Origin of the sequence: Aliirhizobium cellulosilyticum, from assembly GCF_014198105.1 — a bacterium.
GTDB classification, from domain to species: Bacteria; Pseudomonadota; Alphaproteobacteria; order Rhizobiales; family Rhizobiaceae; genus Neorhizobium; species Neorhizobium cellulosilyticum.
This window is the reverse complement of the sequence record NZ_JACIGW010000008.1, coordinates 55,766-77,205: the sequence shown is the minus strand read 5'-3', so window position 1 is coordinate 77,205 and position 21,440 is coordinate 55,766. Positions and strand designations below refer to the sequence as shown.

23 protein-coding genes and 1 pseudogene are annotated in these 21,440 nt (G+C 58.1%); 11 read left to right on the top strand and 13 right to left on the bottom strand.

All coding sequences use genetic code 11. From position 1 onward, the window contains the following. Positions 1-8: 8 nt before the first annotated feature. Entirely contained in the window at positions 9-263 is a 255-nt protein-coding gene (locus GGE33_RS23670; RefSeq protein WP_183828841.1) for a hypothetical protein, read from the top strand. Here the strand turns inward: GGE33_RS23670 and GGE33_RS23665 are convergent. Beyond that, positions 244-1,518 carry a sensor domain-containing diguanylate cyclase gene (locus tag GGE33_RS23665; protein WP_183828838.1) on the bottom strand — a complete coding sequence of 425 codons (1,275 nt, stop codon included), beginning with the start codon at positions 1,516-1,518 and terminating at the stop codon, positions 244-246. The genes GGE33_RS23670 and GGE33_RS23665 overlap by 20 nt on opposite strands. A 210-nt stretch (positions 1,519-1,728) precedes the next feature. Between GGE33_RS23665 and GGE33_RS23660 the strand changes: the two genes are divergently transcribed. After that, positions 1,729-1,947 (top strand): hypothetical protein, encoded by a 219-nt coding sequence (locus tag GGE33_RS23660; RefSeq protein WP_153353708.1) that lies wholly within the window; start codon positions 1,729-1,731, stop codon positions 1,945-1,947. A 29-nt stretch (positions 1,948-1,976) separates the two neighbouring features. Here the strand turns inward: GGE33_RS23660 and GGE33_RS23655 are convergent, their stop codons facing one another. Both GGE33_RS23655 and GGE33_RS23650 read right to left on the bottom strand, forming a co-directional pair. Continuing rightward, on the bottom strand, positions 1,977-2,273 hold the full coding sequence (locus GGE33_RS23655; RefSeq protein ID WP_183828821.1) for a DUF982 domain-containing protein: 297 nt from the start codon (positions 2,271-2,273) through the stop codon (positions 1,977-1,979). Positions 2,274-2,371: 98 nt separating this feature from the next. Then, positions 2,372-2,842: an Hsp20 family protein gene (locus tag GGE33_RS23650; protein WP_183828813.1), complete on the bottom strand. Its 471-nt coding sequence runs from the start codon at positions 2,840-2,842 to the stop codon at positions 2,372-2,374. 453 nt (positions 2,843-3,295) lie between these two features. Here GGE33_RS23650 and GGE33_RS23645 point away from each other — a divergent pair, with 453 nt between their 5' ends. Beyond that, entirely contained in the window at positions 3,296-3,541 is a 246-nt protein-coding gene (locus GGE33_RS23645; RefSeq protein ID WP_183828810.1) for a hypothetical protein, read from the top strand. 76 nt (positions 3,542-3,617) lie between these two features. Here GGE33_RS23645 and GGE33_RS23640 read toward each other — a convergent pair whose 3' ends face one another. From GGE33_RS23640 to GGE33_RS23625, 4 genes are all read right to left on the bottom strand, one after another. Continuing rightward, positions 3,618-3,854 carry a hypothetical protein gene (locus GGE33_RS23640; protein ID WP_183828807.1) on the bottom strand — a complete coding sequence of 79 codons (237 nt, stop codon included), beginning with the start codon at positions 3,852-3,854 and terminating at the stop codon, positions 3,618-3,620. A 381-nt stretch (positions 3,855-4,235) separates the two neighbouring features. Beyond that, positions 4,236-5,375, bottom strand: coding sequence for an enolase C-terminal domain-like protein (locus GGE33_RS23635; protein ID WP_183828804.1), 1,140 nt, complete (start codon positions 5,373-5,375; stop codon positions 4,236-4,238). Positions 5,376-5,388: 13 nt separating this feature from the next. Next, entirely contained in the window at positions 5,389-6,297 is a 909-nt protein-coding gene (locus GGE33_RS23630; protein WP_183829131.1) for a dihydrodipicolinate synthase family protein, read from the bottom strand. A 13-nt stretch (positions 6,298-6,310) separates the two neighbouring features. Further along, a complete protein-coding gene (locus tag GGE33_RS23625; protein ID WP_183828801.1) occupies positions 6,311-7,021 on the bottom strand; it encodes a GntR family transcriptional regulator in 711 nt (236 codons plus the stop codon). A 117-nt stretch (positions 7,022-7,138) separates the two neighbouring features. On the opposite strand from GGE33_RS23625, the gene GGE33_RS23620 reads away from it, so the two are divergent. The 8 genes and pseudogenes from GGE33_RS23620 to GGE33_RS23585 all read left to right on the top strand — a co-directional run bounded on the left by GGE33_RS23620 (position 7,139) and on the right by GGE33_RS23585 (position 14,988). After that, on the top strand, positions 7,139-8,731 hold the full coding sequence (locus GGE33_RS23620) for an ABC transporter substrate-binding protein (RefSeq protein WP_246436433.1): 1,593 nt from the start codon (positions 7,139-7,141) through the stop codon (positions 8,729-8,731). 26 nt (positions 8,732-8,757) lie between these two features. Beyond that, on the top strand, positions 8,758-9,819 hold the full coding sequence (locus GGE33_RS23615; RefSeq protein ID WP_183828798.1) for an ABC transporter permease: 1,062 nt from the start codon (positions 8,758-8,760) through the stop codon (positions 9,817-9,819). Further along, on the top strand, positions 9,820-10,734 hold the full coding sequence (locus GGE33_RS23610; RefSeq protein ID WP_183828795.1) for an ABC transporter permease: 915 nt from the start codon (positions 9,820-9,822) through the stop codon (positions 10,732-10,734). Further along, positions 10,727-11,575, top strand: coding sequence for an ABC transporter ATP-binding protein (locus GGE33_RS23605; protein WP_183828792.1), 849 nt, complete (start codon positions 10,727-10,729; stop codon positions 11,573-11,575). The genes GGE33_RS23610 and GGE33_RS23605 overlap by 8 nt, the downstream gene beginning before the upstream one ends. Positions 11,576-11,577: 2 nt before the next feature. Beyond that, entirely contained in the window at positions 11,578-12,366 is a 789-nt protein-coding gene (locus GGE33_RS23600) for an ABC transporter ATP-binding protein (RefSeq protein WP_183828789.1), read from the top strand. Positions 12,367-12,426: 60 nt separating this feature from the next. After that, positions 12,427-13,994: pseudogene (locus GGE33_RS23595) on the top strand (glycoside hydrolase family 43 protein). Positions 13,995-14,535: 541 nt separating this feature from the next. Then, complete coding sequence (locus GGE33_RS23590) at positions 14,536-14,766, top strand: DUF6894 family protein (protein ID WP_183828786.1); 231 nt, start codon at positions 14,536-14,538, stop codon at positions 14,764-14,766. A 63-nt stretch (positions 14,767-14,829) separates the two neighbouring features. Next, positions 14,830-14,988 (top strand): DUF6894 family protein, encoded by a 159-nt coding sequence (locus GGE33_RS23585; RefSeq protein WP_183828783.1) that lies wholly within the window; start codon positions 14,830-14,832, stop codon positions 14,986-14,988. A gap of 179 nt (positions 14,989-15,167) precedes the next feature. Here GGE33_RS23585 and GGE33_RS23580 read toward each other — a convergent pair whose 3' ends face one another. The 6 genes from GGE33_RS23580 to GGE33_RS23555 all read right to left on the bottom strand — a co-directional run bounded on the left by GGE33_RS23580 (position 15,168) and on the right by GGE33_RS23555 (position 21,377). Then, positions 15,168-15,884, bottom strand: a complete 717-nt coding sequence (locus tag GGE33_RS23580) for a Crp/Fnr family transcriptional regulator (RefSeq protein ID WP_183828780.1) — start codon at positions 15,882-15,884, stop codon at positions 15,168-15,170. A 517-nt stretch (positions 15,885-16,401) separates the two neighbouring features. Continuing rightward, on the bottom strand, positions 16,402-16,671 hold the full coding sequence (locus GGE33_RS28035) for a DUF982 domain-containing protein (protein WP_183828777.1): 270 nt from the start codon (positions 16,669-16,671) through the stop codon (positions 16,402-16,404). A 749-nt stretch (positions 16,672-17,420) separates the two neighbouring features. Further along, on the bottom strand, positions 17,421-18,425 hold the full coding sequence (locus GGE33_RS23570) for a zinc-binding dehydrogenase (protein WP_183828774.1): 1,005 nt from the start codon (positions 18,423-18,425) through the stop codon (positions 17,421-17,423). A gap of 77 nt (positions 18,426-18,502) precedes the next feature. After that, positions 18,503-19,327, bottom strand: coding sequence for an oxidoreductase (locus GGE33_RS23565; protein WP_183828770.1), 825 nt, complete (start codon positions 19,325-19,327; stop codon positions 18,503-18,505). A gap of 115 nt (positions 19,328-19,442) precedes the next feature. Then, on the bottom strand, positions 19,443-20,537 hold the full coding sequence (locus tag GGE33_RS23560) for an alkene reductase (protein WP_183828766.1): 1,095 nt from the start codon (positions 20,535-20,537) through the stop codon (positions 19,443-19,445). 51 nt (positions 20,538-20,588) lie between these two features. Then, on the bottom strand, positions 20,589-21,377 hold the full coding sequence (locus GGE33_RS23555; RefSeq protein WP_183828763.1) for an SDR family NAD(P)-dependent oxidoreductase: 789 nt from the start codon (positions 21,375-21,377) through the stop codon (positions 20,589-20,591). Positions 21,378-21,440: the final 63 nt, after the last annotated feature.

The window sequence follows — 21,440 nt, the reverse complement described above, 5'->3', positions numbered from 1 at the left end:
AACTGAGATTGGCGATCGACAGCGAAAGACGGCGAATGATTTTCGATCAGGTTCGCAGCAAGGCGATGTCGCGCGGCACGCCTGTCGACGATGACCCAGAGTTTTTGGCTTGGGTCGAGCTGTGGATCAGCGGTGAGTACGACATGTCCGACCTCAGGTCTCGATACAATGACCTCGCGACACGTCGCACCCAGCGATCCAAGTCTGCCGCTGGTGCATTGGAGTCCACCTCCTCCGAAGCCACTACCCCGGATACCGACTGAACCTGACGGCGTCCTTTCCGGCAGCCTTCGCATCATACAGAAGCGCGTCGGCCTCCTTCAGGAGATCGGATACATCACGCTTTTCGCCCGTCCAGACGCCGCCAATGCTGGTGCGAACGTCGGCGATCTCATTGGAAATTGGGATAGGCTCCCTCATCCGTGCGAGTATCCGCTCAGCAGCCGCTTCGCCTGTGGACTGGTCGCCCGCGACGACTAACACGAATTCATCCCCGCCCGTGCGTGCCACAAGATCGCTTTCTCTGACGGCTGAGGTCAGGCGCGCGGCTGTGGTTTGCAGCACGACGTCTCCCATCGCGTGGCCATGAGCATCGTTGACCTCCTTGAAGCCATCGAGGTCGAGTGCAAGGATGGCAAAACCGTCAGCAGACCTTAATGCCGCGAATTCCATCGACAGCCCACGCCGGTTCAGCAATCCAGTCAACACGTCGGTACGCGCCGTCTCCTCCAGCATCTCGATCCGGCGTCGTTCCTCGGTAAAATCGATTGCCATCCCGACAATCTTGATCGGATGGCCGTCGCTGTCACGCAAAAGCCGCCGATCACAGCGCATCCAGCGTTCGCCGTGAACGGTGTCGAGACGATATTCGGCAACATTCTGATCGAGCTCACCAGCGATCAGCGGTGTGAGATCGGCCTGGGCGCCGTCGTTTACGTTGACCCTGTTGACGTAGCGCTCGAGATCAAGCCTCGCCGCCGTGGGGCCTCCGATGAACTGAGCCAGTCGATCCGAGGTCTCAAACTTGCCTGTCAGGATGTCCATCTGCCAGAAGCCACCACGGACGGCTTCAAGCGCTAACTCGAGCTGCGCTGCTCGCTCGGCGAGCTGACGCTCATGCTCCTTGTGGCGGGTGATATCCTCGATCTGCGATATGAAGCGCACGACCTTGCCCGCAGCATCGCGCATCGCGGCAACATGGATCAGGACGTGAACGATCTCGCCAAATGGGCGTAGGTAACGCTTCTCGATCGTATAGCCGTCCCGCCTTCCCTGCAGAACCTGCTGAAACAGGATGAGGTCCGCCTCGATATCCTCTGGATGGGTAAAGTCCCTGAAATGCGTTCCCAGCACCTTTTCGAGGGGAAGCGACAGCAGCTTGGCAAAGGCAGCATTGCCACGAATGATGTGTCCCTCAAGATCGACCAGAGCGATCCCGATCGGAGCATTCTCGAAGGCAAAGTCGAACAACGCCAGGCGGGTTTCGGGATCATCGGCCGTATACGGTTCCGCTACCATCTTTCCTCCAAAGACAAGAGCTTCACGGCGATAGGTGTGTTTTAGGGTATGATAATCAAGGTGCCGGCCAGCATTGTCGCCCACGGCAGCCTACATCTGCGCCGGCTCGTTGATGTCAGACACCTCCGAAATTATCGTGGGCCTTATCGGAATAACCGAAGGCCCCAATAAGGGTCGACCTTCGAGACCGGTAAGATCAGGGAGGAAGACATGGATAACAAGAGCCGGGGTCTTTCCACGAGCGACATGCGCATATTGAGGACGCTGCTGGGCCGCTATGCGGCACGCTATCATCTCGCTGGCCCCGAGAAAGACGACTTGATCGAGCGAACGTTTCAGGCGTTGGCGAGCAATCCGGAGATTTTCTTCGAGATTCCAGTTGAACAGGCCGCCGCAGAGACAATGCACCGGATCTACGCCGGCCGCTAGCTTTGAAACTGTCGCAGCGTTTCTAGCTGTTACGCCCCGCCGATCTTCGCGCTCGTATCACGCCGTAGATGAGGCGGGACGTCTTCCAGCTCGGCAAGCTTGCCGTCCTGCTTCAGAAACACTCGAAAGTTCTCGCGGACCGCGTCGATCGGCCAATGACCGTTCGCCGCCTCACGACAATATCGAACAAGGGTCTCATAAGCGAGATTGCGCTTCTCCTTGGGCCACTCGTCAAGAAAATCGAATACGTCATCCAGTCCGGTGATCTCTTGCACGAAATACCGGCGCTGTGCGTAGACGGGCTTGTCAAATTGAGCGAGCAACATGGCAACCTCCTTCGTTTGCTCGATATCGACTGATAACTGAAGCCGGCCCTGGATCGGACCGGCTGATAGCAATCGCTAATTCTTCTTAGGTGTTCGGGTCAAGCGACCTTGCGGTCAGCTTCAAGCCGGAGCGGCTCTCCGGCGGATGAAGCGACACCGATTTCGATCTTGCGCGGCTTCATGGCTTCGGGCACCTCGCGCTTCAAGGCAATCGTCAGCAGGCCATTCTTTAGATCGGCCCCTTCCACCCTCACGTGATCCGCAAGCTCAAACTTACGCTCGAAGGAACGACCGGCGATGCCGCGGTGGAGATATTCGCCCTGCAGCTCTTCAGCCTTCCCGCCTTTGATCACCAGGACATTGCGCTCCTGCGTGATATCGAGATCGCCTTCGCCAAAGCCTGCCACCGCCATCGTGATGCGGTAGTCGTCTTCACCAGTCTTGACGATGTCGTAGGCCGGCCAGGTCTCGATTGCGTTGAGACGCTGCGTATTGCTGAGCAGATTGAACACGCGGTCGAAGCCGATGCTCGAACGATAGAGCGGGGCAAAATCAAGTTCAGTTCTCATAACCATATCCTCCGTAAAGCAACATGGAAGAAAGCGGGGGAATCCGCCTCCTCGGTCAGCCGACCCCCTCGTTGGGCCGTCGGCGTTGACCGATTTGGTTTTTGATATTTTGTCGTTCAAGACCCCGCTCGAAAATTTTTTCAGCTCTCCGAAATCATCTTGTTCGCCGGAGATCCGATCCTATCTCGAGTCGCGATCTTCGCTTTGGGAGCATCGGGATGGATGATGGAATGACCGAGATGTTTTCGGACGCCGATATTGAGATTTTGCCTCCGCAGCACGCCACTCAACACGAGATGGGTATTTGCCTTTGTTGCTGTCGCCAGCGTCCCAACTCCGCCATGGATGAAGACGGCTGCGGTATTTGTGAAGAATGCCTGGCACCTTGACCCCTCGAGAGGAAACCGATGCTGCACGTCTGGCGGCAAACTGAAGCTGAAAGGGAAATGAAAAATGGTTGGTATCACGGATTGGCTGGACGATCGCGTGCAGGAAATAATTCGCGACCCGGGCCTGCATGAGAACAAGGCAGACTTTCGCGATCAGGCGAAAACCTTGGTGGAGTCTGCAGAAGCAGAAGGGTTCACGGTGGCCGAGATCAAGGAGGCTTGTGGTGGAGACGTGGAGCGATACCTCCTCGATCAGCAGAACGCGATGACCGATGTCAACCGACAGCAGCGATTGGCGGATAACACGTAGCTTAGCGGGCGAGTTGGGAATGTCGCAGGACGTTCCCCCCTATCAAGGAGCACACTGAATGCCCGGAACCTTTATATCAATCTATGTCCTTGCATTCGATCTCGACGACCGCGGCCAACCAGTGCCAGCATTCGATCCTCGCCCTGCCGCGACCGAGGATGCCGCCATTGAGGAAGCTAAGGATCTTGCCACCCGGCACGCGGGCGTCGCTGTATGGAAACGCCGAGGCGATCCAGTTGTGGGCGAAGAGGGAGAACCCGAGGTCGTCTTCCGAGCAGGCCGAATCGGGGACTTTGCTTAGGCCGACCCGCACGACAGAGCGGTTCGTTCGTTCAGTTTGATGTCGGTCATTGCGTTCAATGACAGAGACCTTGTGGACGGCAGGCCAGGAAACCGTGAGAGAAGCGCCTCGTTGTCGCCCATCTTTATTGAAAGCCTCTTGCTGGGAAGAACGGAACAGTTAGGGTCTTGAGCGAATTCAAACCGTCGACCAAAGGCTCAGATCTGCCATACATCTGAGGAAGCATGTCTTTGCAAGGTGAAACCCCGGTAGAAACACAATGCTACATAATGGAAGATGTCGAATATCAAAGGCCATTAGATGGTGTATTTGTTTAAGCAGCGGCAGTTCGATTTTTCGGTTACCTCAGTCGCTGATTTTTCGGCGCTGAGGTAACCGTAACTTCTCGGCTCTTTATGGATAAGCCGTTGAGCCATCCGGCTTGCGGGTGACCTTGCGCTCCCAGTGGACGTAGTCGTCCTTCTCGAGCACCTTCTCGTCGATTTCGATGCCCCAGCCGGGGCGATCGGGCCGCAGTTCCATGTACCCGTCGACCGGCATATATGGATCGCGCGCCCATGGCGCGTGGCCATGGGGCTTGAATTCCAGAACATGAAAATTCGGCTGTGCCGCGCAGAAATGCACGTTGACGGCAGTCGCCAATGGTCCCATCGGGTTATGCGGCGCGACGGAAACGTAATGGGCTTCGGCGATCGTCGCGATACGGCGCATTTCCGACACGCCGCCGACCACGCAGATATCGGGCTGTATGATATCGGCGCCCTGCTGGGTCAGCAGATTGAGGAATTCGAAGCGGTTGTAAAGCGACTCGCCGGTAGCAAGCGGCACGCTCACCTTCGACTTCAGTTCCTTCCACGCCGGAATGTGTTCCGGGCGGATCGGCTCCTCGTAGAACATCGGATCGTTCGGCGCTATGGCCGCGGCAAGCTGAACGGCCTTGTAGGGCTCAAAAACCTTGGCATGCGCATCGAAGGCGAATTCGAAATGCGATGGCGTTATCTCACGGATGCGGCCGAACCAGTCGCCGGTCTCCTTCACCAGTTCGCCCCAGCGGCCGGAATGCAGATCGCGGCGGTAAGGGCTGAGCTTGAAGGCAGTATAGCCATAATCCGCGTTGAGTTTCAGAGTCTGGTCGAGTACCTGTTCGGGATCCGGTGCGGTATAGACGCCGCAATAGACCCGCACCCGATCACGCACGCTGCCGCCGAGCAGCCTGTAGACCGGCAGACCCGCAGCCTTGCCGGCAATATCCCACAATGCATGGTCGATTGCCGAAATCGCGGCAAGACCGAGGGCGCCGGGAGGAAAGCGGCATTGCTGATTGAGTTTCAACACGAGGAATTCGACCCGGCGCGGGTCTTCCCCTTCGATCTGGTGAAAGAGGTAGTCGAGAAGCGGCGGCAACGCCAAGTCGGGGCCGTGATTGTAGCATTCGCCCCAACCGGAAATGCCTTCGCTCGTCTCGATTTTCAGAAGAAGGCGCGGACGCTCATCCACTCGCTGCATGTAGGTCTTGATACCGGTAATATACACGTATTTTCTCCGCTCAGGCAGCCAGCGCTTCGGCTTTGACACGATCGACGACGCCGCGAAGAATGCTTCGCTCCTCGTCGTTGAGCGCGACCACGCCCGGCACACGCACCGGCCCGACATCGGTGCCGAGCATGCCGAGCGCTTCCTTGACGACCGTGACATTGGCGCCATTATTGTATTTGGTGCGCAACATCTCGAAACCGGCAATGCCGTCGATCAGGGCACGTGCACGGGCATAATCACCCGCTTCCAGCGCCTGGTGGACGGCATGTGAGCGTTCCGGAAAGACATTGACCAGGCCCGATGTAAAGCCGCGCGCGCCCATGGCGTAGAAAGCCGGCGCCCAGCCTTCGGCAAGACCGCAGACCCAGATGGCAGGCGCATCCTGCGTGGAGCGAATGACCTCCGACAAAAGCATGAGGTTCGGCGATGCGAACTTTATGCCGGCAATATTGGGGTGAAGGGCGAGTTTTCGGAAATCGGCGACCGAAAAACCGTCGCTGCGAACATAGGCAATGACCGGAACCGTCGAAAAATCGGCTAGTTCCAGGAAATAGGCGGCCTGATAGGACGGACCGGCAAAGGGATCCATCGGGTGATGCCCCATGATCGCATCGGCACCGGCTGCGATCGCATCCTTCGCAAGCGCCTTGGCTTCCGTCAAAGAGCGGCCGACAGCGGCGCTGACCAGCGCCTTGCCATCCGCCGCCTCGATCGTCGCGGAATGAACCTCCCGCACCTCATCCATGGTCAGCGTAAAAAATTCACCCGTATTGCCGGCGGCCATCAGGTTGTGCACCCGCGCCTTCGCCATTGCCTTGATCAGCGTCTTCAGCTTGGCGACTTCGATCGCGCCATCGCCCTTGTAAGGTGTCACCGGAACACCGGAAATCCCGGTTAGCGCCTTCCTGACGGTTTTCATTTTATCACTCACGTCAGACCTCTCCCTTTTTCTTGAAAACGATGCTCAGATACGTGTCGCCTGATCGCACGACGTGGTCGCGCATGGTCCGCTCGGCCTTCTCGGCGTCGCCTGCGGCAATCGCTTCGGCAATGGCGACATGCTCGTCCAGTGCCTTTTGCCGTTCGGTTGGATCGAGATGGATGACCCGGCGAATGCTTGCGTCATAGAACTGCTGCCGCTCGATCAGCTTGGCGAGATAGCCACATTGCGAACTTCTGTGGACGTGATCGTGAAAGGTCTCGTTGAGCGCAATCAGGCTGTCCGCATCACCGGAGGCTGTCGCGTCCTTCATGCGATTGGCGATCACCGAGAGCGCGGCCTTGCCTTTTTCATCGATACGTTTTGCCGCCAGATGCGCGATCATCGATTCCAGCGCGGCGCGGGCAAGAATCATTTCCTCTGCCCAGGACATGCTGAAACGAATGACCACGCCGCGTCGCGGCAGCGCCTCCACCAGACCCTCCGTCTCCAGCTGGCGTAAGGCTTCCTTGATCGGGGTCGTGCTGACCCCGAACTGCTCGGCAAGGTTCCGTTCGTTGATCTTCTGGCCCGGCTGGAAACGCCCCGAAATGATGGCACTGCGCATGGCGCGATGGACATGATCTCGCACCGTCATCTGAAAGCTGGCGTCGATTTTTTCGAATTCGGCCTGGCTTGCGGTGGATAGGCTGGCAGCAGTCATTTTCTGAAAATCCGTTGACGAGGATCAATTTGTGTGAAATTTGATATATCAGATTTCAAATCCATGTCGATACTGAAATTTTGATATGGCGAGGTTGAGGAGCCTTGGGAGGCAGATATGAAGATGTTGAAACGTGCGCTGCTTGCGTGTGCCATGACCGTAACGGCTCTCGGTACCGCGGCCATAGCAGCGACACCGAAGGACGAGCTTGTGATCGCGATCATGATGACGACGATGCGCGGCTTGGACCCGCATGAGATCAATCAACTGGAGGCTGCAGAGGTTGTTGCAAACCTCTACGACCGCCTGATAGCCCTGCCGCCCGATAACATCACCGATCCCCAGCCATCGCTTGCGGAAAGCTGGACTATCTCCGAGGACGGCAAGACCTTCACTTTCAAGATCCGGCAGGGCGTGACCTTCCACTCGGGCAACCCGGTGACGGCACGTGACGTCGAATGGTCGCTGCATCGGCTGGTCAAACTGGGCTTGGCGCCCTCAACGGATCTTCGCCAATGGGGCTTTTCAGCAAAGAACGTGGATCAGTTGATCCGGGCAGAGGACGATCACACACTGGTGCTGCGGACACCGGAAGTCTGGAATCCCAATCTCATCCTCTATTCCCTCGCCAGCTACTCGACCTCCATCGTAGACAGCGCGTTTCTCGCTACCAAGGAGAAGGACGGCGACTGGGCACGCAACTACCTGCAGACGGCGGACGCGGGCTCCGGCCCCTACTCTCTCGTCACCTGGCGTTCCAATCAGTTGCTGATCGCCGATGCCTTCAAGGATTACTGGAAAGGCATGCCGGCAATGCGGCGCGTCTATATGGGGCATGTGCCTGAATCGTCGGCGCAACGCCTGCAGATCGACGCCGGCGATGTCGACGTTGCCACCCGCCTGTCATCGACGGACCTTTCCGGTCTTGAAAGAGACGGTAAGGTGACTGTCCAGAAGGTGCCGGGCTTCGGATTTTATTATCTGGCCCTGAACCAGAAGGACGAGATCCTTTCCAATCCCAAAGTCCGCGAGGCTTTCCGCTATCTCATCGATTATGACGGCTTGGCCGGTTCGGTGATGAAATATTACGGCACCAAACAGCAGACCATCATCCCTGCCGGCCTGCCCGGCGCATCGGACGCGATGCCTTACAAGCTCGATATCGACAAGGCAAAGCAACTGCTGGCCGAAGCGGGTTATCCGGACGGTTTCTCGAAAGTCTATTTCGCCCAGCCCGGTACGCCGGAATCCGAAGTCGGCATTTCGCTGCAGAACAATGCCGCCAAGGCCGGCATCAAGCTCGACCTGCAGATCGGCGACCAGATCGGAAAGTTTCGCGCCCGCCAGTTCGAACTGTTCTCGTCGCGCACCGGCGAGCGCCTGCCCGATCCGCATGCGGTCCTGCAATCCTATGCCACCAATGCCAACAATGCCGATGACGCGAAGCTCGCAGGCCTCGTGGCCTGGCGATCCGCCTGGGACGTTCCCAAAGACATTCAGGACGTGGTCATTGCGGCAGCTCACGAGACCGACGCGGAAAAGCGAGACGCGCTTTATGCACGGATCAACGAGGCCTATCTGCGCGCCTCCCCTGCACTCGTCACCTCTTTCCAGCGCACCGATCCGAAAGCGGTCCGCAAGGAAGTGAAGGGGTATGTCGGCCACCCGACATGGCTGACCCGCTGGGACACCGTGACCAAGGCCGACTGACCTCATAATATTTCAAGGATAGCGGTATGAGCATTATCCCGACCTCAGAGACCTCTGCGCCAAGAAAATCCGCGCTTCCAAAAGCTGCGGGCAAGGTCGCGACCTCATTCGTGGTGATCCTGACGACCCTGCTGGGCCTGATGATGATCACCTTTACCGTCGGCCGGATGGTTCCCGCCGATCCAGTCATCGCGGTCATCGGCGACCAGGCGGATCAAGCCACCTATGATCGCGTTTACAAGGAGATGGGGCTGGACCGGCCGATCTATGTCCAGTTCGCCGGTTATCTCAGCGATGTCGTCCATCTGGATTTTGGCCAATCGATCATCACCAAACAACCTGTTTCGAAGGATCTTGCCCGCGTCTTTCCGGCCACGATCGAATTGGCGACGCTGGCAACCATCATCGGTGCAGGCCTCGGCATCCCGCTCGGCGTGATTGCCGCCGTGCGCAAGGGAACATGGGTCGATCATGTCGCGCGCGTCGTTGGCCTTCTGGGCTATTCGACACCGATCTTCTGGCTCGGCACGATCGTCATTCTGGTTTTCTACGCCTATCTCGGCGCCATTCCACCCGGTGGTCGTATCTATCTTTATGACGAGGGCATCGTGCAGGCACGCACGAACTTCATCCTGATCGACTCCGTCCTTGGCGGTCACTGGGATGTTTTTCGCAGTGCGCTGCATCACATCATCGCTCCGGCAGTCATCCTCGGCTACGCGTCGATGGCCTATCTCAGCCGCATGACGCGCAGCTTCATGCTCGAGCAGCTTCGCCAGGAATACATCCTGACCGCGCGCGCCAAGGGACTTGGTCAGCGCCCGATCGTCTGGCGGCACGCGTTTCGCAACATCCGCGTCCAGCTTCTGACCGTTATCGCGCTTGCCTATTGCGGTCTGCTGGACGGCACGGTGCTGATCGAAACGGTTTTCGCCTGGCCCGGCCTCGGCTCCTACCTCACCTCGGCGCTGTTCTTCGCCGACATGAACGCCGTGCTCGGCAGCGTGCTTCTGATCGGCATCATTTCGATCGCCATCAACCTGCTCTCCGACATTGTCTACCGCTTCATCGATCCGAGGACCCGCTAAATGGCAAAGTCCGGCACTTCCTCAAATCTGCATGACTGGCTGATCAGCGAGGAATTCACCTCCTCGCGTCAGGCTAGGCTGCACTCCATCTATCTCGCCTGGCTGAGCCTTCTTGCAAACCCTCTGGCTTTCGCAGGCTTTGCCGTCGTCCTTCTGCTCGTGGTCGTCGCAGCTCTGGCGCCTGTCATCGCCATCCACGATCCCTTCACGCAGGACTTCGCGATGGCATTGCAGGCGCCCTCCGCGGCTCACTGGTTCGGCACCGATGAGTTCGGGCGCGATGTCTTCTCACGCCTGATCTATGGCGCACGCACGACGCTCTATATCACCATCCTCGTCACCGTGATCGTCGCACCGATCGGCTTCGTCATCGGCGCCACTGCCGGTTATCTCGGCGGCTGGGTCGATGTCGTTTTGATGCGCATCACCGATATCTTTCTCTCCTTCCCAAGCCTCGTTCTGGCGCTGGCCTTTTCGGCGGCGCTTGGCCCCGGCATCGAAAATGCGGTCATCGCCATCGCGCTCACCGTCTGGCCGCCGATCGCGCGTCTGGCGCGTGCCGAAACGCTGACCTTCCGCCACGCCGATTTCGTCGTTGCGGCTGAACTTCAGGGCGCCGGCACCGGACGCATCCTGCTGCGCCATATCGTGCCGCTCTGCGCGCCCTCCATCGTGGTGCGCCTGACGCTCAACATGTCGAGCATCATCCTCACGGCAGCCGGTCTCGGTTTCCTCGGACTTGGCGCCCAGCCGCCGATGGCCGAATGGGGCGCGATGGCCGCGTCCGGACGCCAGTATCTGCTCGACGCATGGTGGCTGACGACGGTTCCGGGCATCGCGATCCTGACGGTCAGCCTTGCTTTTAATCTGCTCGGCGACGGGCTGCGCGACATCATGGATCCCCGCAATGGCTAACACATCCGACACCATTCTGAATGTCGAGAACATGTCCGTTGAGTTCCCGACCCTTTCGGGCGTCACCACCGCTGTGCGCGACGTGTCCTTCACCGTCGGCCGCGAAAAGATCGGCATTATCGGCGAATCGGGTTCCGGCAAGAGCACGACCGGCCGCGCCATCATGCGGCTGCAACCGCCGCAGGCGCTCGTCAAGGCCAGCCGCATGCAGTTCGAGGATATCGATCTCCTGACGGCCAGCGAGGAGGAGATGCGCGCCATTCGCGGACGCCGCATCGCCATGATCCTGCAGGACCCGAAATATTCGCTGAACCCGGTGATGACCGTGGGCGAGCAGATTTCCGAAACGGTGATCCTGCACGAGCGCGCCACGCCGCAGGAGGCGCGCAGCCGTACCCTTGCCATGCTGGAGCGGGTCAACATCCGCGATCCGGAACGGGTTTTCGATCTTTATCCGCACGAGGTCTCCGGCGGCATGGGCCAGCGCATCATGATCTCGATGATGCTGATCGCCCAGCCATCGCTGATCATCGCCGACGAACCGACTTCGGCACTTGATGTGACCGTGCGTCAGCAGGTTCTCTCCATCCTCGACGACCTCGTGGTGGAGCGCAATATCGGCCTGATCTTCATCAGCCACGACCTCAACCTCGTACGCAGTTTCTGCGACCGCGTCATCATCATGTATGCCGGCCGTGTTGTCGAAACGATCGCCGCTGCCGATCTCGATCAGGCCCAACATCCTTACACACGCGGTCTCCTCAACGCGCTTCCAAGCCTCGACCATCCCAAGGACAGGCTGGAAGTTCTGCGTCGAGACCCGGCATGGCTGGAGAACTGAACATGTCCATGATCAAGGCCAATCATCTGGCCGTGTCCTACGGCCACGGCGAGACCGCCCTCAAGGTTGTCAAAGACGTCTCCTTCGAGGTCGAGAAAGGCGAGACTTTCGGTCTCGTTGGGGAAAGCGGTTGCGGCAAGTCCACCATTCTGGGCGCGCTTGCCGGCCGCAACAAGCAATGGACCGGAACGCTTGAAATCGATGGCGAAACCATCGGTCAGAAACGCACGCGCAGCCAACTGGCGAAACAGCAACTGGTGTTTCAGGATCCGTTCGGCTCCATCCATCCACGCCACACGATTGGTCGCACCTTGCTGGAGCCGCTGGAAATCCACGGCAAGGACCGCCGTCAGGAACGGATAGAAAAGGTGCTGACCGATGTCGGCCTGCCACTCAATTTCCGTTACCGTTATCCGCATCAGCTTTCCGGCGGCCAGCGGCAACGCGTGGCCATTGCCCGCGCCCTGATCCTTGAGCCGAAAATACTGCTGCTGGACGAGCCGACGTCTGCCCTCGACGTTTCCATTCAGGCAGAAATCCTCAATCTGCTCAAGGATCTGCGCGAGCGCGAACAGCTGACCTATATCCTCGTCAGCCACGATCTCGCGGTGGTCGCGCATCTATGTGATCGGGTGGCGATCATGCAGAGCGGCGGTTTCGTGGAGATTGCGACGCGGCATCAGTTGCTCGAAAACACCATAGAGCATCCCTATACGCGCATCCTGATGGATGGCAGCCGCGGCTATGTGAGCGAGAAGCGGAACCGTAACGGCGCCGCATTGCCCGCATAGTGTTTTCGACGCGCCGGGTCATGACAGGCGTATCCAGAGGTCCAGGCAGCCGAGACCGATATGATCCAGAACCCTATTCTTCCCGGTTTCCACCCGGACCCTTCCATCTGCGAGAATTACTACATCGCCACCTCCACATTCGAATGGTATCCCGGCGTTCAGATCTACCATTCGCGCAACCTGCGGGACTGGACACTGGTTGGCCGTTCTCTCGACCGCGCCGAACAGCTCGATTTACGTGGAGTGCAGGATTCGTGCGGCGTATGGGCACCGTGCCTAACGCATGCAGACGGTCGCTTCTGGCTCATCTACACGGACGTGAAACGCAAATCCGGTTCCTTCAAGTACTGCCACAACTATCTCGTCACCTCGGACACGATCGAGGGGCCATGGTCCGCCCCGACCTATCTCAACTCATCGGGTTTCGATCCATCGCTCTTTCACGACAAGAATGGCCGCAAATGGCTGGTGAACCTGACATGGGATTACCGTCGTCGGCCAACAGCTTCCGGCGGCATCGTGCTGCAGGAATACGACCATGGCCAGGGCAAGCTGGTTGGCCCGGTTACCAACATTTTCCGCGGCTCCGCGCATGGCCTGGCGGAAGGCCCGCATCTCTACCAGAGTGACGGCTGGTATCATCTCCTGGTCGCCGAGGGTGGCACCGGCATGCGACACGCCGTAACGATGGCGCGCGCACGCGATCTGACGGGACCGTATGAACTGCACCCCGACACCCATGTCGTTACCAGCCGCTTTCACCCGGAGGCGACGCTGCAACGCGCCGGCCATGGCGATATCGTCGAAACGCCTGATGGCGAGACCTATATGGTGCATCTCTGCAGCCGTCCCCGGCGGCCGGGTATCAGGCGTTCCGTCCTTGGCCGGGAAACCGCCATCCAGAAATGCAAGTAGGGTGGAGATGGCTGGTTGCGGCTGGAGGGAGAGCCCTTCGTACCACAGCAACGCATCCCGATGCCGAAGGGCGTCGATGCGGCCGATCCTATTGCGCGAACCGAACGCTCCACGTTTGCTCCGGCTGCTGGGCTGCCGGTCGACTTCCAGTGGCTGCGAACGCCTTGTCCGGAGCGCCTGTTTTCCCTTCACGAGCGGCCGGGCCACCTGAGGCTGACGGGACGAGAAGCGATCGGCTCTTTATTCGAGCAATCCCTGGTCGCCCGACGTCAGACTGATTTCGATTTCGATGCGGAAACAGAGGTGGACACCGAGCCCGCGAGCTATCATCAGAAGGCCGGACTGGTCGCCTACTACAGCAGCTTTGCCTGACCCATGACGAAACCGCCGGTCGTGTGCTGCAAATTCTCTCCTGCGCCGGCGGCTGGCCGAACGGGATGGCGGATGCGGTGCTGGAGCAGCCTGTGCCCGATGGTCCTGTGCACATGAAGCTGGAGGTGAGAGGCGCGGCCGGGCGTTTCTATTTCTGGAAAGATGGCGATTGGACAAGGATCGGTCCCGTTCTCGATTACTCCGTCCTATCAGATGAAGGTGGCGAAGGGGAGCATGCCAATTTTACCGGCGCCTTTGTGGGCATGGCAGCAAACGACACAAGCGGTAAAGCGATGCCGGCTGATTTTTCCTCGTTCGCTCATCGCGCTGCGATACATTAAAGGTCTCGAACGGGTACGAACCGACGACCCAGCTTCATCCATCAAGCCAGGATTCGGTGAGTGGTTGAAAGGATGACGCATTGCCAAGGAAGCAATATGGTTGAGCGTCTAGGGTTTTGTCTTTGCAGATGCATTGAGGCGAGCCCATCGGCTGTAATTAGCCTTCTTAGTTAAAGCCGACGGTCGTGGCTCGAAACGAGATTAGTCACGTCACGGATCTTAGCAGGTGATCCTCAGCGGCAGCCCTGGGATCGACCCGCTATCATTCAGGCGCGGGTTTGCCGTTTATACGGTACAGCTCTCGGAGTTTTGAGAAATGCGCCGCGAGTACTGGACTACGTTTCATAATCGAACGCCTCGCCAGCCAAAAATCACTGAAACATATTTGGATCATCTACGAGGCGAAACCAAACCTAAAGTAGCAATCTGACCATCATTTTGTCCGGTACCGTGCAAAGGACAATTTGTCCGCTACCGTCCAATGACTTTTCCTCTCCTCCAAGTCACGATGAATGCCGCGGCTGGTTACACGGGAGCTGGTATGCCTCGGTACTTTTTTAGTCTTGATTTCTCAGAGGAAACGATTGCCGATCCCGATGGCGGTGAGGCTTCCGACTTAAACGCTGCGCGAGATGATGCTCGAGCAGCCATCCGCGAGATCGCAGCTCAATATCTGAAGGCAGGAATACAACTGACGTTGATTAGCATCACCATTTGCGACAGCGATAACCGGGAGCTCGCAAAGGTTACCACTGGAGAGGCGCTAGATTAGATATTTAAAGACCTCGCAGTGTTTACTTCGCAAACTATTTTAATCGAGAAAGAATCTCTAGAAATGCCGATATATTACTTTCACTATCTCGAGAATGGTGAAGAAAAGTCCCATGACACAACCGGTGATCAGTGGTCAGATCATCACGCTGCTCACATCAAAGCAAGGCGGGCGATGGCTGAATATCTGATGGACGTGGTTGCCAATGACGGCCCGGATTGACCATGGATATCAGAGTTAGGGATGAGCAGAGCCGTCCCATCTTAAACGTCTCCATCCATTTCGAAGCCAGATCCCTCTGATTGACCTCAGCTGTAACGCGGCGCTTTTCTCGCTATGACCAAAGCGGAGGCAGAACAACCAAAGTCATCGATATGAATGGGAGAAAGCGTGCGGCCCGGTTATCGATCCGGCTTCACAAACTGATTGTACTCATGTTCAGGGACACCGTATGCGTCCCCCGCCAATTTTTCCAGGCCTGCACGGTCACGCACCACAATTGCACCCCGAAGAGATCGCACCAGTTGTTTTCCCTCGAGCAAGTGGAGACATGTGGTGACGCTTTGCCTGCGAACGGCAAGCATCTCTGAAAGAGACGCGTGTGTGAACCTGATCGTATCAGTCAATGATCGATCATGACACATCAGTATCCAGCGAGCGACCCTCTGTTCGATTTGATGGTTGGCGTTTGAAAACGCGCTGTACGCAGTCTGAACGGCCGCAGTGTGAATGTAGCGGTTGATAATGCCTCTCAACGAAACGCTGGCATTGTAGGCGGCGATGAGCTGGGCCGTCTCGATACGATATCCCGAACCCTCCGTCTGCATTGTGATTTCAAACGGTACAGAAGTGGCACCGAGCACCGAAGTCGGGGGCGCCATCCCATCGGAACCAATGATACAGACTTCGGCTTCCAACCCAGTACTGGATCGGACGACGACGGAGCAGATCCCGGATTCAAGGAAATATGTATGTTCGGTGATCCGATTTGGTAAGGCAAAGACAAAGTGGCGCGGCAGTTCGATAGGTTCCAAATAGCCCACAAGGGTCCTGAAATCGACGTCAGTCAGCAATCGAAGGAGTTTATTTTGGAAATCACGTTGGTGCAGGAGTGACATTGCTCTTCCTCGCAAGGGCAAGAGCAATCGGATCTCCCAGCCGTCCGCGCCAAAAAAGTCTGCGGACGATGTGGAAAACTTATACTCGAATAGTGGTTCCTTTAAGACCCGGCGGCGGCGGCGACAATCCGACCATGCCTGTGTGCACGATAGCGGACAAGCGGAGCACACGGTTAGTTGCAGCGATGCGCTAGATATTCGATATGACTGGGTTACCCACCGTCCAGTTTCGGATGTGACCGCATCTTGGCTTACGTTCCGCGAGTGAATGCCAGGCGTATCCGATAACCGACATAAAGCGATCGGGTGGCCCTTGCTTTCAAAGCAATAAACGGGTCGACAAGGACCATTAGAACATGCGTCGCAGGGCCATGCCATGTGCTTGCAGCGCAGTGAGGACAGGTGATCGCGTCAGCGCCGCAATCACAACTAAACCAGCCCGATCCCGGTCTATAGAGATAAGTGGAGCACACGAATTTTGTGTCGCGACATCGACGACATTTCATTCTTCAACCCCTCACTCAGAAGCCAGATGAAAATTTTGATCCACCCAAGCATCAAGAAAAGGCTGTCGAGCCACGTCTGGACAAACTTCTCCGAGCAAGGCGTGATGGCATAGTGCATGAGCCCGAAAATAGTTTGTTCCTCGCTGGCTTTGAAACTTGCTCTCCATGTATCTAATCGCATCAGCCGGGCCTGTGATGGTAGTGTCCAGGTGATCGCCAAGGCCGACGTAAACCGGCCTGGACCACCGAGCAAAGAAATTCACGCGAATGATCAAGCCCATGTTGAGGCGTGCCTTGTTGCAGTTGTTCCGGTCTCTGTCTGTTCGATAACTATGATTGAAAGGCCTTGGCTCTTAAGGCGTATACTGAGCTCGCTCTCGATAGGCGGCGCCTCGGCCTAACAAGGCGGCGGTCGCTAAACTATAGTGTAGTAACTTAAGCAAGTCTACATTTACTGCACGATAGCGGACAAAGCAGTAATACAAGGGTATACGGTCCAGCCTTTAGAATCTCGAGCCCCGTGTGATCAGCTGCTGCCTTTCCACCATCGACAGAGACGCCGCGGAGATTGCGCCTTGCGAAGGCCTTCGATCTTGATGGGAAGGAATCTCAGGTTGCACCAGATCAACCTCGGATGATGAGTCAATGGTGGTCTAGCAGAAGCTGAAACGCCTGCTGGAGAGCTTGGATCATCGAACAATATTGCATCTCAGGATCGGAGTCTCATAGAGGCGAGAACTACCAAAGGCCTTTCGTCGACCAGAAGGGCATACGTTGCTAGGCACCTTCAATCCGCCTGATTGAACTCAAACGATCGAACCAAGATCGGATGCGGCTTAAGCTCTTGAAAGAAATCGAACTGCCGACCCCGTCATTCATTGCTACATTCGCCATAATTTTTCCAACCCGGCCAACCACTTCTTCTCGAATGTCCGTATGGGGGCCGGAAGGAGAATGTCCGCTCATCTCGCAAGAGTCATGGAAGCGGACATCATGCTTTAGTGGAATTGAACTACTGCTGGCGAGACGGTCATTGCGAAACGGCAACAACAACCTTGCCCTTGGCCCGCCCGGTCTCGACATAAGCCAAGGCTTCTGGCGTCTGCGCAAAGGGATACACTTTGTCCACGATCGGACGGATGGCGCCAGCGTCGATCAGCTTGGCGATCTCCCTCAGTTGCTGCCCTTCGGCGCGCATGAACAGGAAGGAATAGTCGACGCCCCGGCTCTTTGCCTTCTTCAGAATACCCCGGCTGAGCATTCTCATGACGAAGCGCAGGTACAAGGTCAGCTTCAGCGATTTGGCAAAGGGAACATCCGGTGGACCGGAGATCGAGATGAGTTTTCCGCCGGGCTTCAGCACAGTCACCGACTTTGCCAGCGTCTTGGCATCCTGGCTGTTCAGTACCAGATCGTATCCTGACAGGACCTGTTCGAAATCCTGCGTCTTGTAGTCGATCACCACATCGGCACCTAGGCTTTTGACCAAGTCGGTGTTCGCGGCACTGGTCGTGGTCGCCACGGTGGCGCCCAGATGTTTGGCGAGCTGGATGGCGAAGGTACCGACGCCGCCGGAACCGGCCTGAATGAACACCTTCTGGCCCGACTTGACGTTGCCCATCTCGACCAATGCCTGCCAGGCGGTCAATCCGACCAGCGGAACCGAGGCCGCCTGCTCCATGGCGAGGCTTGTCGGCTTCAGCGCGAGGTCTGCGGCATCGACCGCAATCATCTCTGCAAAGGTGCCAGCCCTGTGATCACGCGGGCGGCCATAGACCTCATCGCCCGCCTTGAAGTGTCGGACATTGGCGCCGACCCGGAGAACCGTTCCAGCCAGATCGTGACCGAGAATGAATGGCGGGCGATACGGCAGGAACAGCTTGAATTCGCCGTCACGCACCTTGGAATCGAGAAGATTGATTGCGGTGGCCCCGATGCGAACGAGCACATCATTGGCATCGATGCTGGGATCGGGCATGTTGGCCAGGCGCAGCGCACCCTTCTTCTTGTATTTGTCGACGACGAAGGCTTTCACAGGCTTTCTCCGGTGTGAAATGACGATCAGGTCAGGCGGGCAGGAAAGCCGGAGCTTTCGGGAATGACATTGCAATCTTAGGCGATATTGAACTGCTTGCGCAGGATGCGATCGAACAGCGCCCGTGGTAGGAACCGCCGTGCAAACGCGGTCTGTCGGGCAGCCTTGCCCGAGGGGTAGCGAAGTTGCAGCTTCCGGGCCTGTCCTGCGGCAAGGATCGTCGCCGCGACGTCGTCCGCCGTGTCGCCTTCCGCCATCGCCGCATTGAATGCGCCCTGGTAGCGGGCGAATGTTTCGCGACAGGCAGCAACGGGAAGATCGCCCTGTGGTGAGTTGGCTTCGATCGACGTCTTGGTCGCCCATGGCTCGATGACGGCGACCCGAATGCCGAACGACCGCACCTCATGGTCCAGGGATTCAGAATAGCCCTCGATTGCGTGTTTGCTTGCTGTGTAATAGGCACCGAAGGGACCTGGGATCAGTCCGACAACCGAGCCGATGTTCAAGATTCGCCCATCGCGCTGCTGACGCATGATCGGGAGAACCGCGTTCGTCACCCGCACGACACCTAAAAAGTTGGTGTTGAACAGTGCACGGACCTGCTCGATGGAACTTTCCTCCGCGGCACCGGATACGGCATAGCCGGCGTTGTTGACCAGCAGGTCGATACGGCCGAGTTCTGCATCGGCCAGCGCCACGGCGCCGGCAACGGAAGCGTCTGAGGTCACGTCGCACGCGATCATGCGGATGCCGTCGCGGATCTCGTCGGGTACGGCCTTGCGGCTTGTGCCAACCACCCGGTAGCCCGCTCGGCTGAACGCCAATGCCGCCGCCTTCCCGATACCACTGGAAGCACCGGTCACGAATGCTGTCTTCTGTCCTTTTGATGCAAAGGTCGCCATGGGCTTTCTTGTCGATCTGGCACACGACATCCGTCCGCGCTGCCTTGGGAATTTTCAGGGATTGATTATGATCGGTTTGAGAGGGGCCGCGCCGAGATACGGCCCCAAATATCGCTCAACGACCGGAAGTCTCGGTAAAGCGCGGATAGTCGGTATAACCCGCAGCGCTTCCGCCATAGAGGGTCGCCGGGTTCATCTCGGCCAAGGGTGCGCCGCTCTGCAGCCTTTCCACCAGATCTGGATTGGCAATGAACGGGCGTCCGAAGGCGATCAGGTCCGCCCTGCCGTCAGCCAGATGCGACGTCGCTAGTTCCAGATCAAAGCCGTTGTTGGCGATGTAGGTTTTGCTGAAGCGGCGGCGCAGCGATCCGTAGTCGAAGGGAGCGACATCGCGCGGGCCGCCGGTAGCACCTTCGACGACGTGGATATAGGCGATGCCGAGTGCATCAAGCTGATTGACGATATAGTCGTACTGCGCTTGGGGATCACTGCAGGAAATGCCGTTGGCGGGCGAGACCGGCGAAATCCGGATCCCGGTACGCTCAGCACCAATCTCCTCCGCCACCGCCGCAGTGACGTCCAACATCAGACGCGCGCGGTTCTCGACGGAGCCTCCATAGGCGTCGGTGCGCACATTGGCGCCGTCTTTGGCGAACTGCTCGAGCAGGTAGCCGTTGGCCCCGTGCACTTCGACCCCGTCAAACCCCGCCTCGATGGCATTGGATGCAGCCTTGCGGAAGTCGTTGACGATGCCGGCGAGCTCATCGATTTCCAGGGCACGGGGCTCGGACACATCAACGAAGGCATTGTTGACGAAGGTTTTGGTCGCCGCACGAATGGCCGAGGGCGCAACCGGCTGATCGCCATTGGGCTGCAGATCGACATGGCTGATGCGGCCGACATGCCAGAGCTGCAGAACGATGCGGCCGCCCCTTTCGTGAACGGCAGTCGTAACCTTTTTCCAGCCATCGATCTGCGGCTGTGTGTAGATCCCGGGCGTGTCCTGATAGCCCTGCCCCTGCTGAGAAATCTGGGTCGCTTCGGAAATGATCAGTCCAGCCGAGGCGCGCTGGGCATAATACTCGGCGGTCAGGGCACCGGGGACGAAGCCCGCGCCTGCACGGTTGCGTGTGAGCGGCGCCATGACGACCCGGTTTGAAAGGGGGATGTTGCCGAGGGCGGCGGGTTCGAAAAGAGGGCTGCTGGTCATGATGTACCTGTGATGTTTCTTCTGCAGTGGGGGCTTGCTGACTGGGGATGCTCAGGCGGGAGTGCGATAGCGTTCGGCGGGAAGCGCGTTGACAAGGTTTCCGAGCATCGCTTTGCGGGCTCCATCGAATGCGTCCCACTGTCCGCCGTCGTGCAGCGGCGGGATGGTGATCGGCTCGCGATTGTCGAAGCCGACGAGGGCGGCATCCACCAGATCGCCCACTTCCATGACATTGCTCATGGCGTTCACGTCTGCGCCGACGTGATCCCAGATCTCAGTGCGAGTCGTGGCGGGAAGTACGGCCTGAATGTACACGCCCTTAGGTCCGAGCTCGTGCGCCAGCCCCTGCGACAGGAAGAGCACGAAAGCCTTCGTCGCACCGTAGACGGTCATGCCGAACTCGGGCGCCAGACCGACGACCGAACCGATATTGATGATCGCGCCCTCGCCTGCCTTGGCAAGTCGGGGAGCAACAGCGCTGGACAGTCGGACGAGCGCGGTAGCATTGAGCGCAACGAGCTTCGTCATGTCATCGACGCTCTGGTCGACGAAGCTTCCGCCGATCGCCGTTCCGGCATTGTTGACGAGGATGCCGATGCGCGCATCGTCGCGAAGCCTCGTCTCGACCTTGGCAAGATCAGTCGGCTGAGTGAGATCGGCCTGGAGGAAATCGATCGTGACTCCCGTTTCCTGGCGCAGGCGGCCCGCAAGCGCTTCCATGCGCACCGCGTCTCGGGCGACCAGTACGAGATCATGGCCGCGGCGCGCGAACCGTTGAGCATAGGTGGCGCCGATGCCCGTGGAGGCGCCGGTAATGAGGACTGCGGAAACTTGGCTCATCGGATTGCTCTTTTCTGTCATTGATCCTATATTCATGATGATCATCATGATTGTAATTAAATA

What these genes read in the sequence shown, in the direction of transcription:
- GGE33_RS23665 (WP_183828838.1), bottom strand. Translation starts at nt 1,518, where the DNA reads ATGGTAGCGGAACCGTATACGGCCGATGATCCCGAAACCCGCCTGGCG.
- GGE33_RS23660 (WP_153353708.1), top strand. Translation starts at nt 1,729, where the DNA reads ATGGATAACAAGAGCCGGGGTCTTTCCACGAGCGACATGCGCATATTG.
- GGE33_RS23655 (WP_183828821.1), bottom strand. Translation starts at nt 2,273, where the DNA reads ATGTTGCTCGCTCAATTTGACAAGCCCGTCTACGCACAGCGCCGGTAT.
- GGE33_RS23650 (WP_183828813.1), bottom strand. Translation starts at nt 2,842, where the DNA reads ATGAGAACTGAACTTGATTTTGCCCCGCTCTATCGTTCGAGCATCGGC.
- GGE33_RS23645 (WP_183828810.1), top strand. Translation starts at nt 3,296, where the DNA reads ATGGTTGGTATCACGGATTGGCTGGACGATCGCGTGCAGGAAATAATT.
- GGE33_RS23630 (WP_183829131.1), bottom strand. Translation starts at nt 6,297, where the DNA reads ATGAAAACCGTCAGGAAGGCGCTAACCGGGATTTCCGGTGTTCCGGTG.
- GGE33_RS23625 (WP_183828801.1), bottom strand. Translation starts at nt 7,021, where the DNA reads ATGACTGCTGCCAGCCTATCCACCGCAAGCCAGGCCGAATTCGAAAAA.
- GGE33_RS23620 (WP_246436433.1), top strand. Translation starts at nt 7,139, where the DNA reads ATGAAGATGTTGAAACGTGCGCTGCTTGCGTGTGCCATGACCGTAACG.
- GGE33_RS23615 (WP_183828798.1), top strand. Translation starts at nt 8,758, where the DNA reads ATGAGCATTATCCCGACCTCAGAGACCTCTGCGCCAAGAAAATCCGCG.
- GGE33_RS23610 (WP_183828795.1), top strand. Translation starts at nt 9,820, where the DNA reads ATGGCAAAGTCCGGCACTTCCTCAAATCTGCATGACTGGCTGATCAGC.
- GGE33_RS23605 (WP_183828792.1), top strand. Translation starts at nt 10,727, where the DNA reads ATGGCTAACACATCCGACACCATTCTGAATGTCGAGAACATGTCCGTT.
- GGE33_RS23600 (WP_183828789.1), top strand. Translation starts at nt 11,578, where the DNA reads ATGTCCATGATCAAGGCCAATCATCTGGCCGTGTCCTACGGCCACGGC.
- GGE33_RS23590 (WP_183828786.1), top strand. Translation starts at nt 14,536, where the DNA reads ATGCCTCGGTACTTTTTTAGTCTTGATTTCTCAGAGGAAACGATTGCC.
- GGE33_RS23585 (WP_183828783.1), top strand. Translation starts at nt 14,830, where the DNA reads ATGCCGATATATTACTTTCACTATCTCGAGAATGGTGAAGAAAAGTCC.
- GGE33_RS23580 (WP_183828780.1), bottom strand. Translation starts at nt 15,884, where the DNA reads ATGTCACTCCTGCACCAACGTGATTTCCAAAATAAACTCCTTCGATTG.
- GGE33_RS28035 (WP_183828777.1), bottom strand. Translation starts at nt 16,671, where the DNA reads ATGGGCTTGATCATTCGCGTGAATTTCTTTGCTCGGTGGTCCAGGCCG.
- GGE33_RS23565 (WP_183828770.1), bottom strand. Translation starts at nt 19,327, where the DNA reads ATGGCGACCTTTGCATCAAAAGGACAGAAGACAGCATTCGTGACCGGT.
- GGE33_RS23560 (WP_183828766.1), bottom strand. Translation starts at nt 20,537, where the DNA reads ATGACCAGCAGCCCTCTTTTCGAACCCGCCGCCCTCGGCAACATCCCC.
- GGE33_RS23555 (WP_183828763.1), bottom strand. Translation starts at nt 21,377, where the DNA reads ATGAGCCAAGTTTCCGCAGTCCTCATTACCGGCGCCTCCACGGGCATC.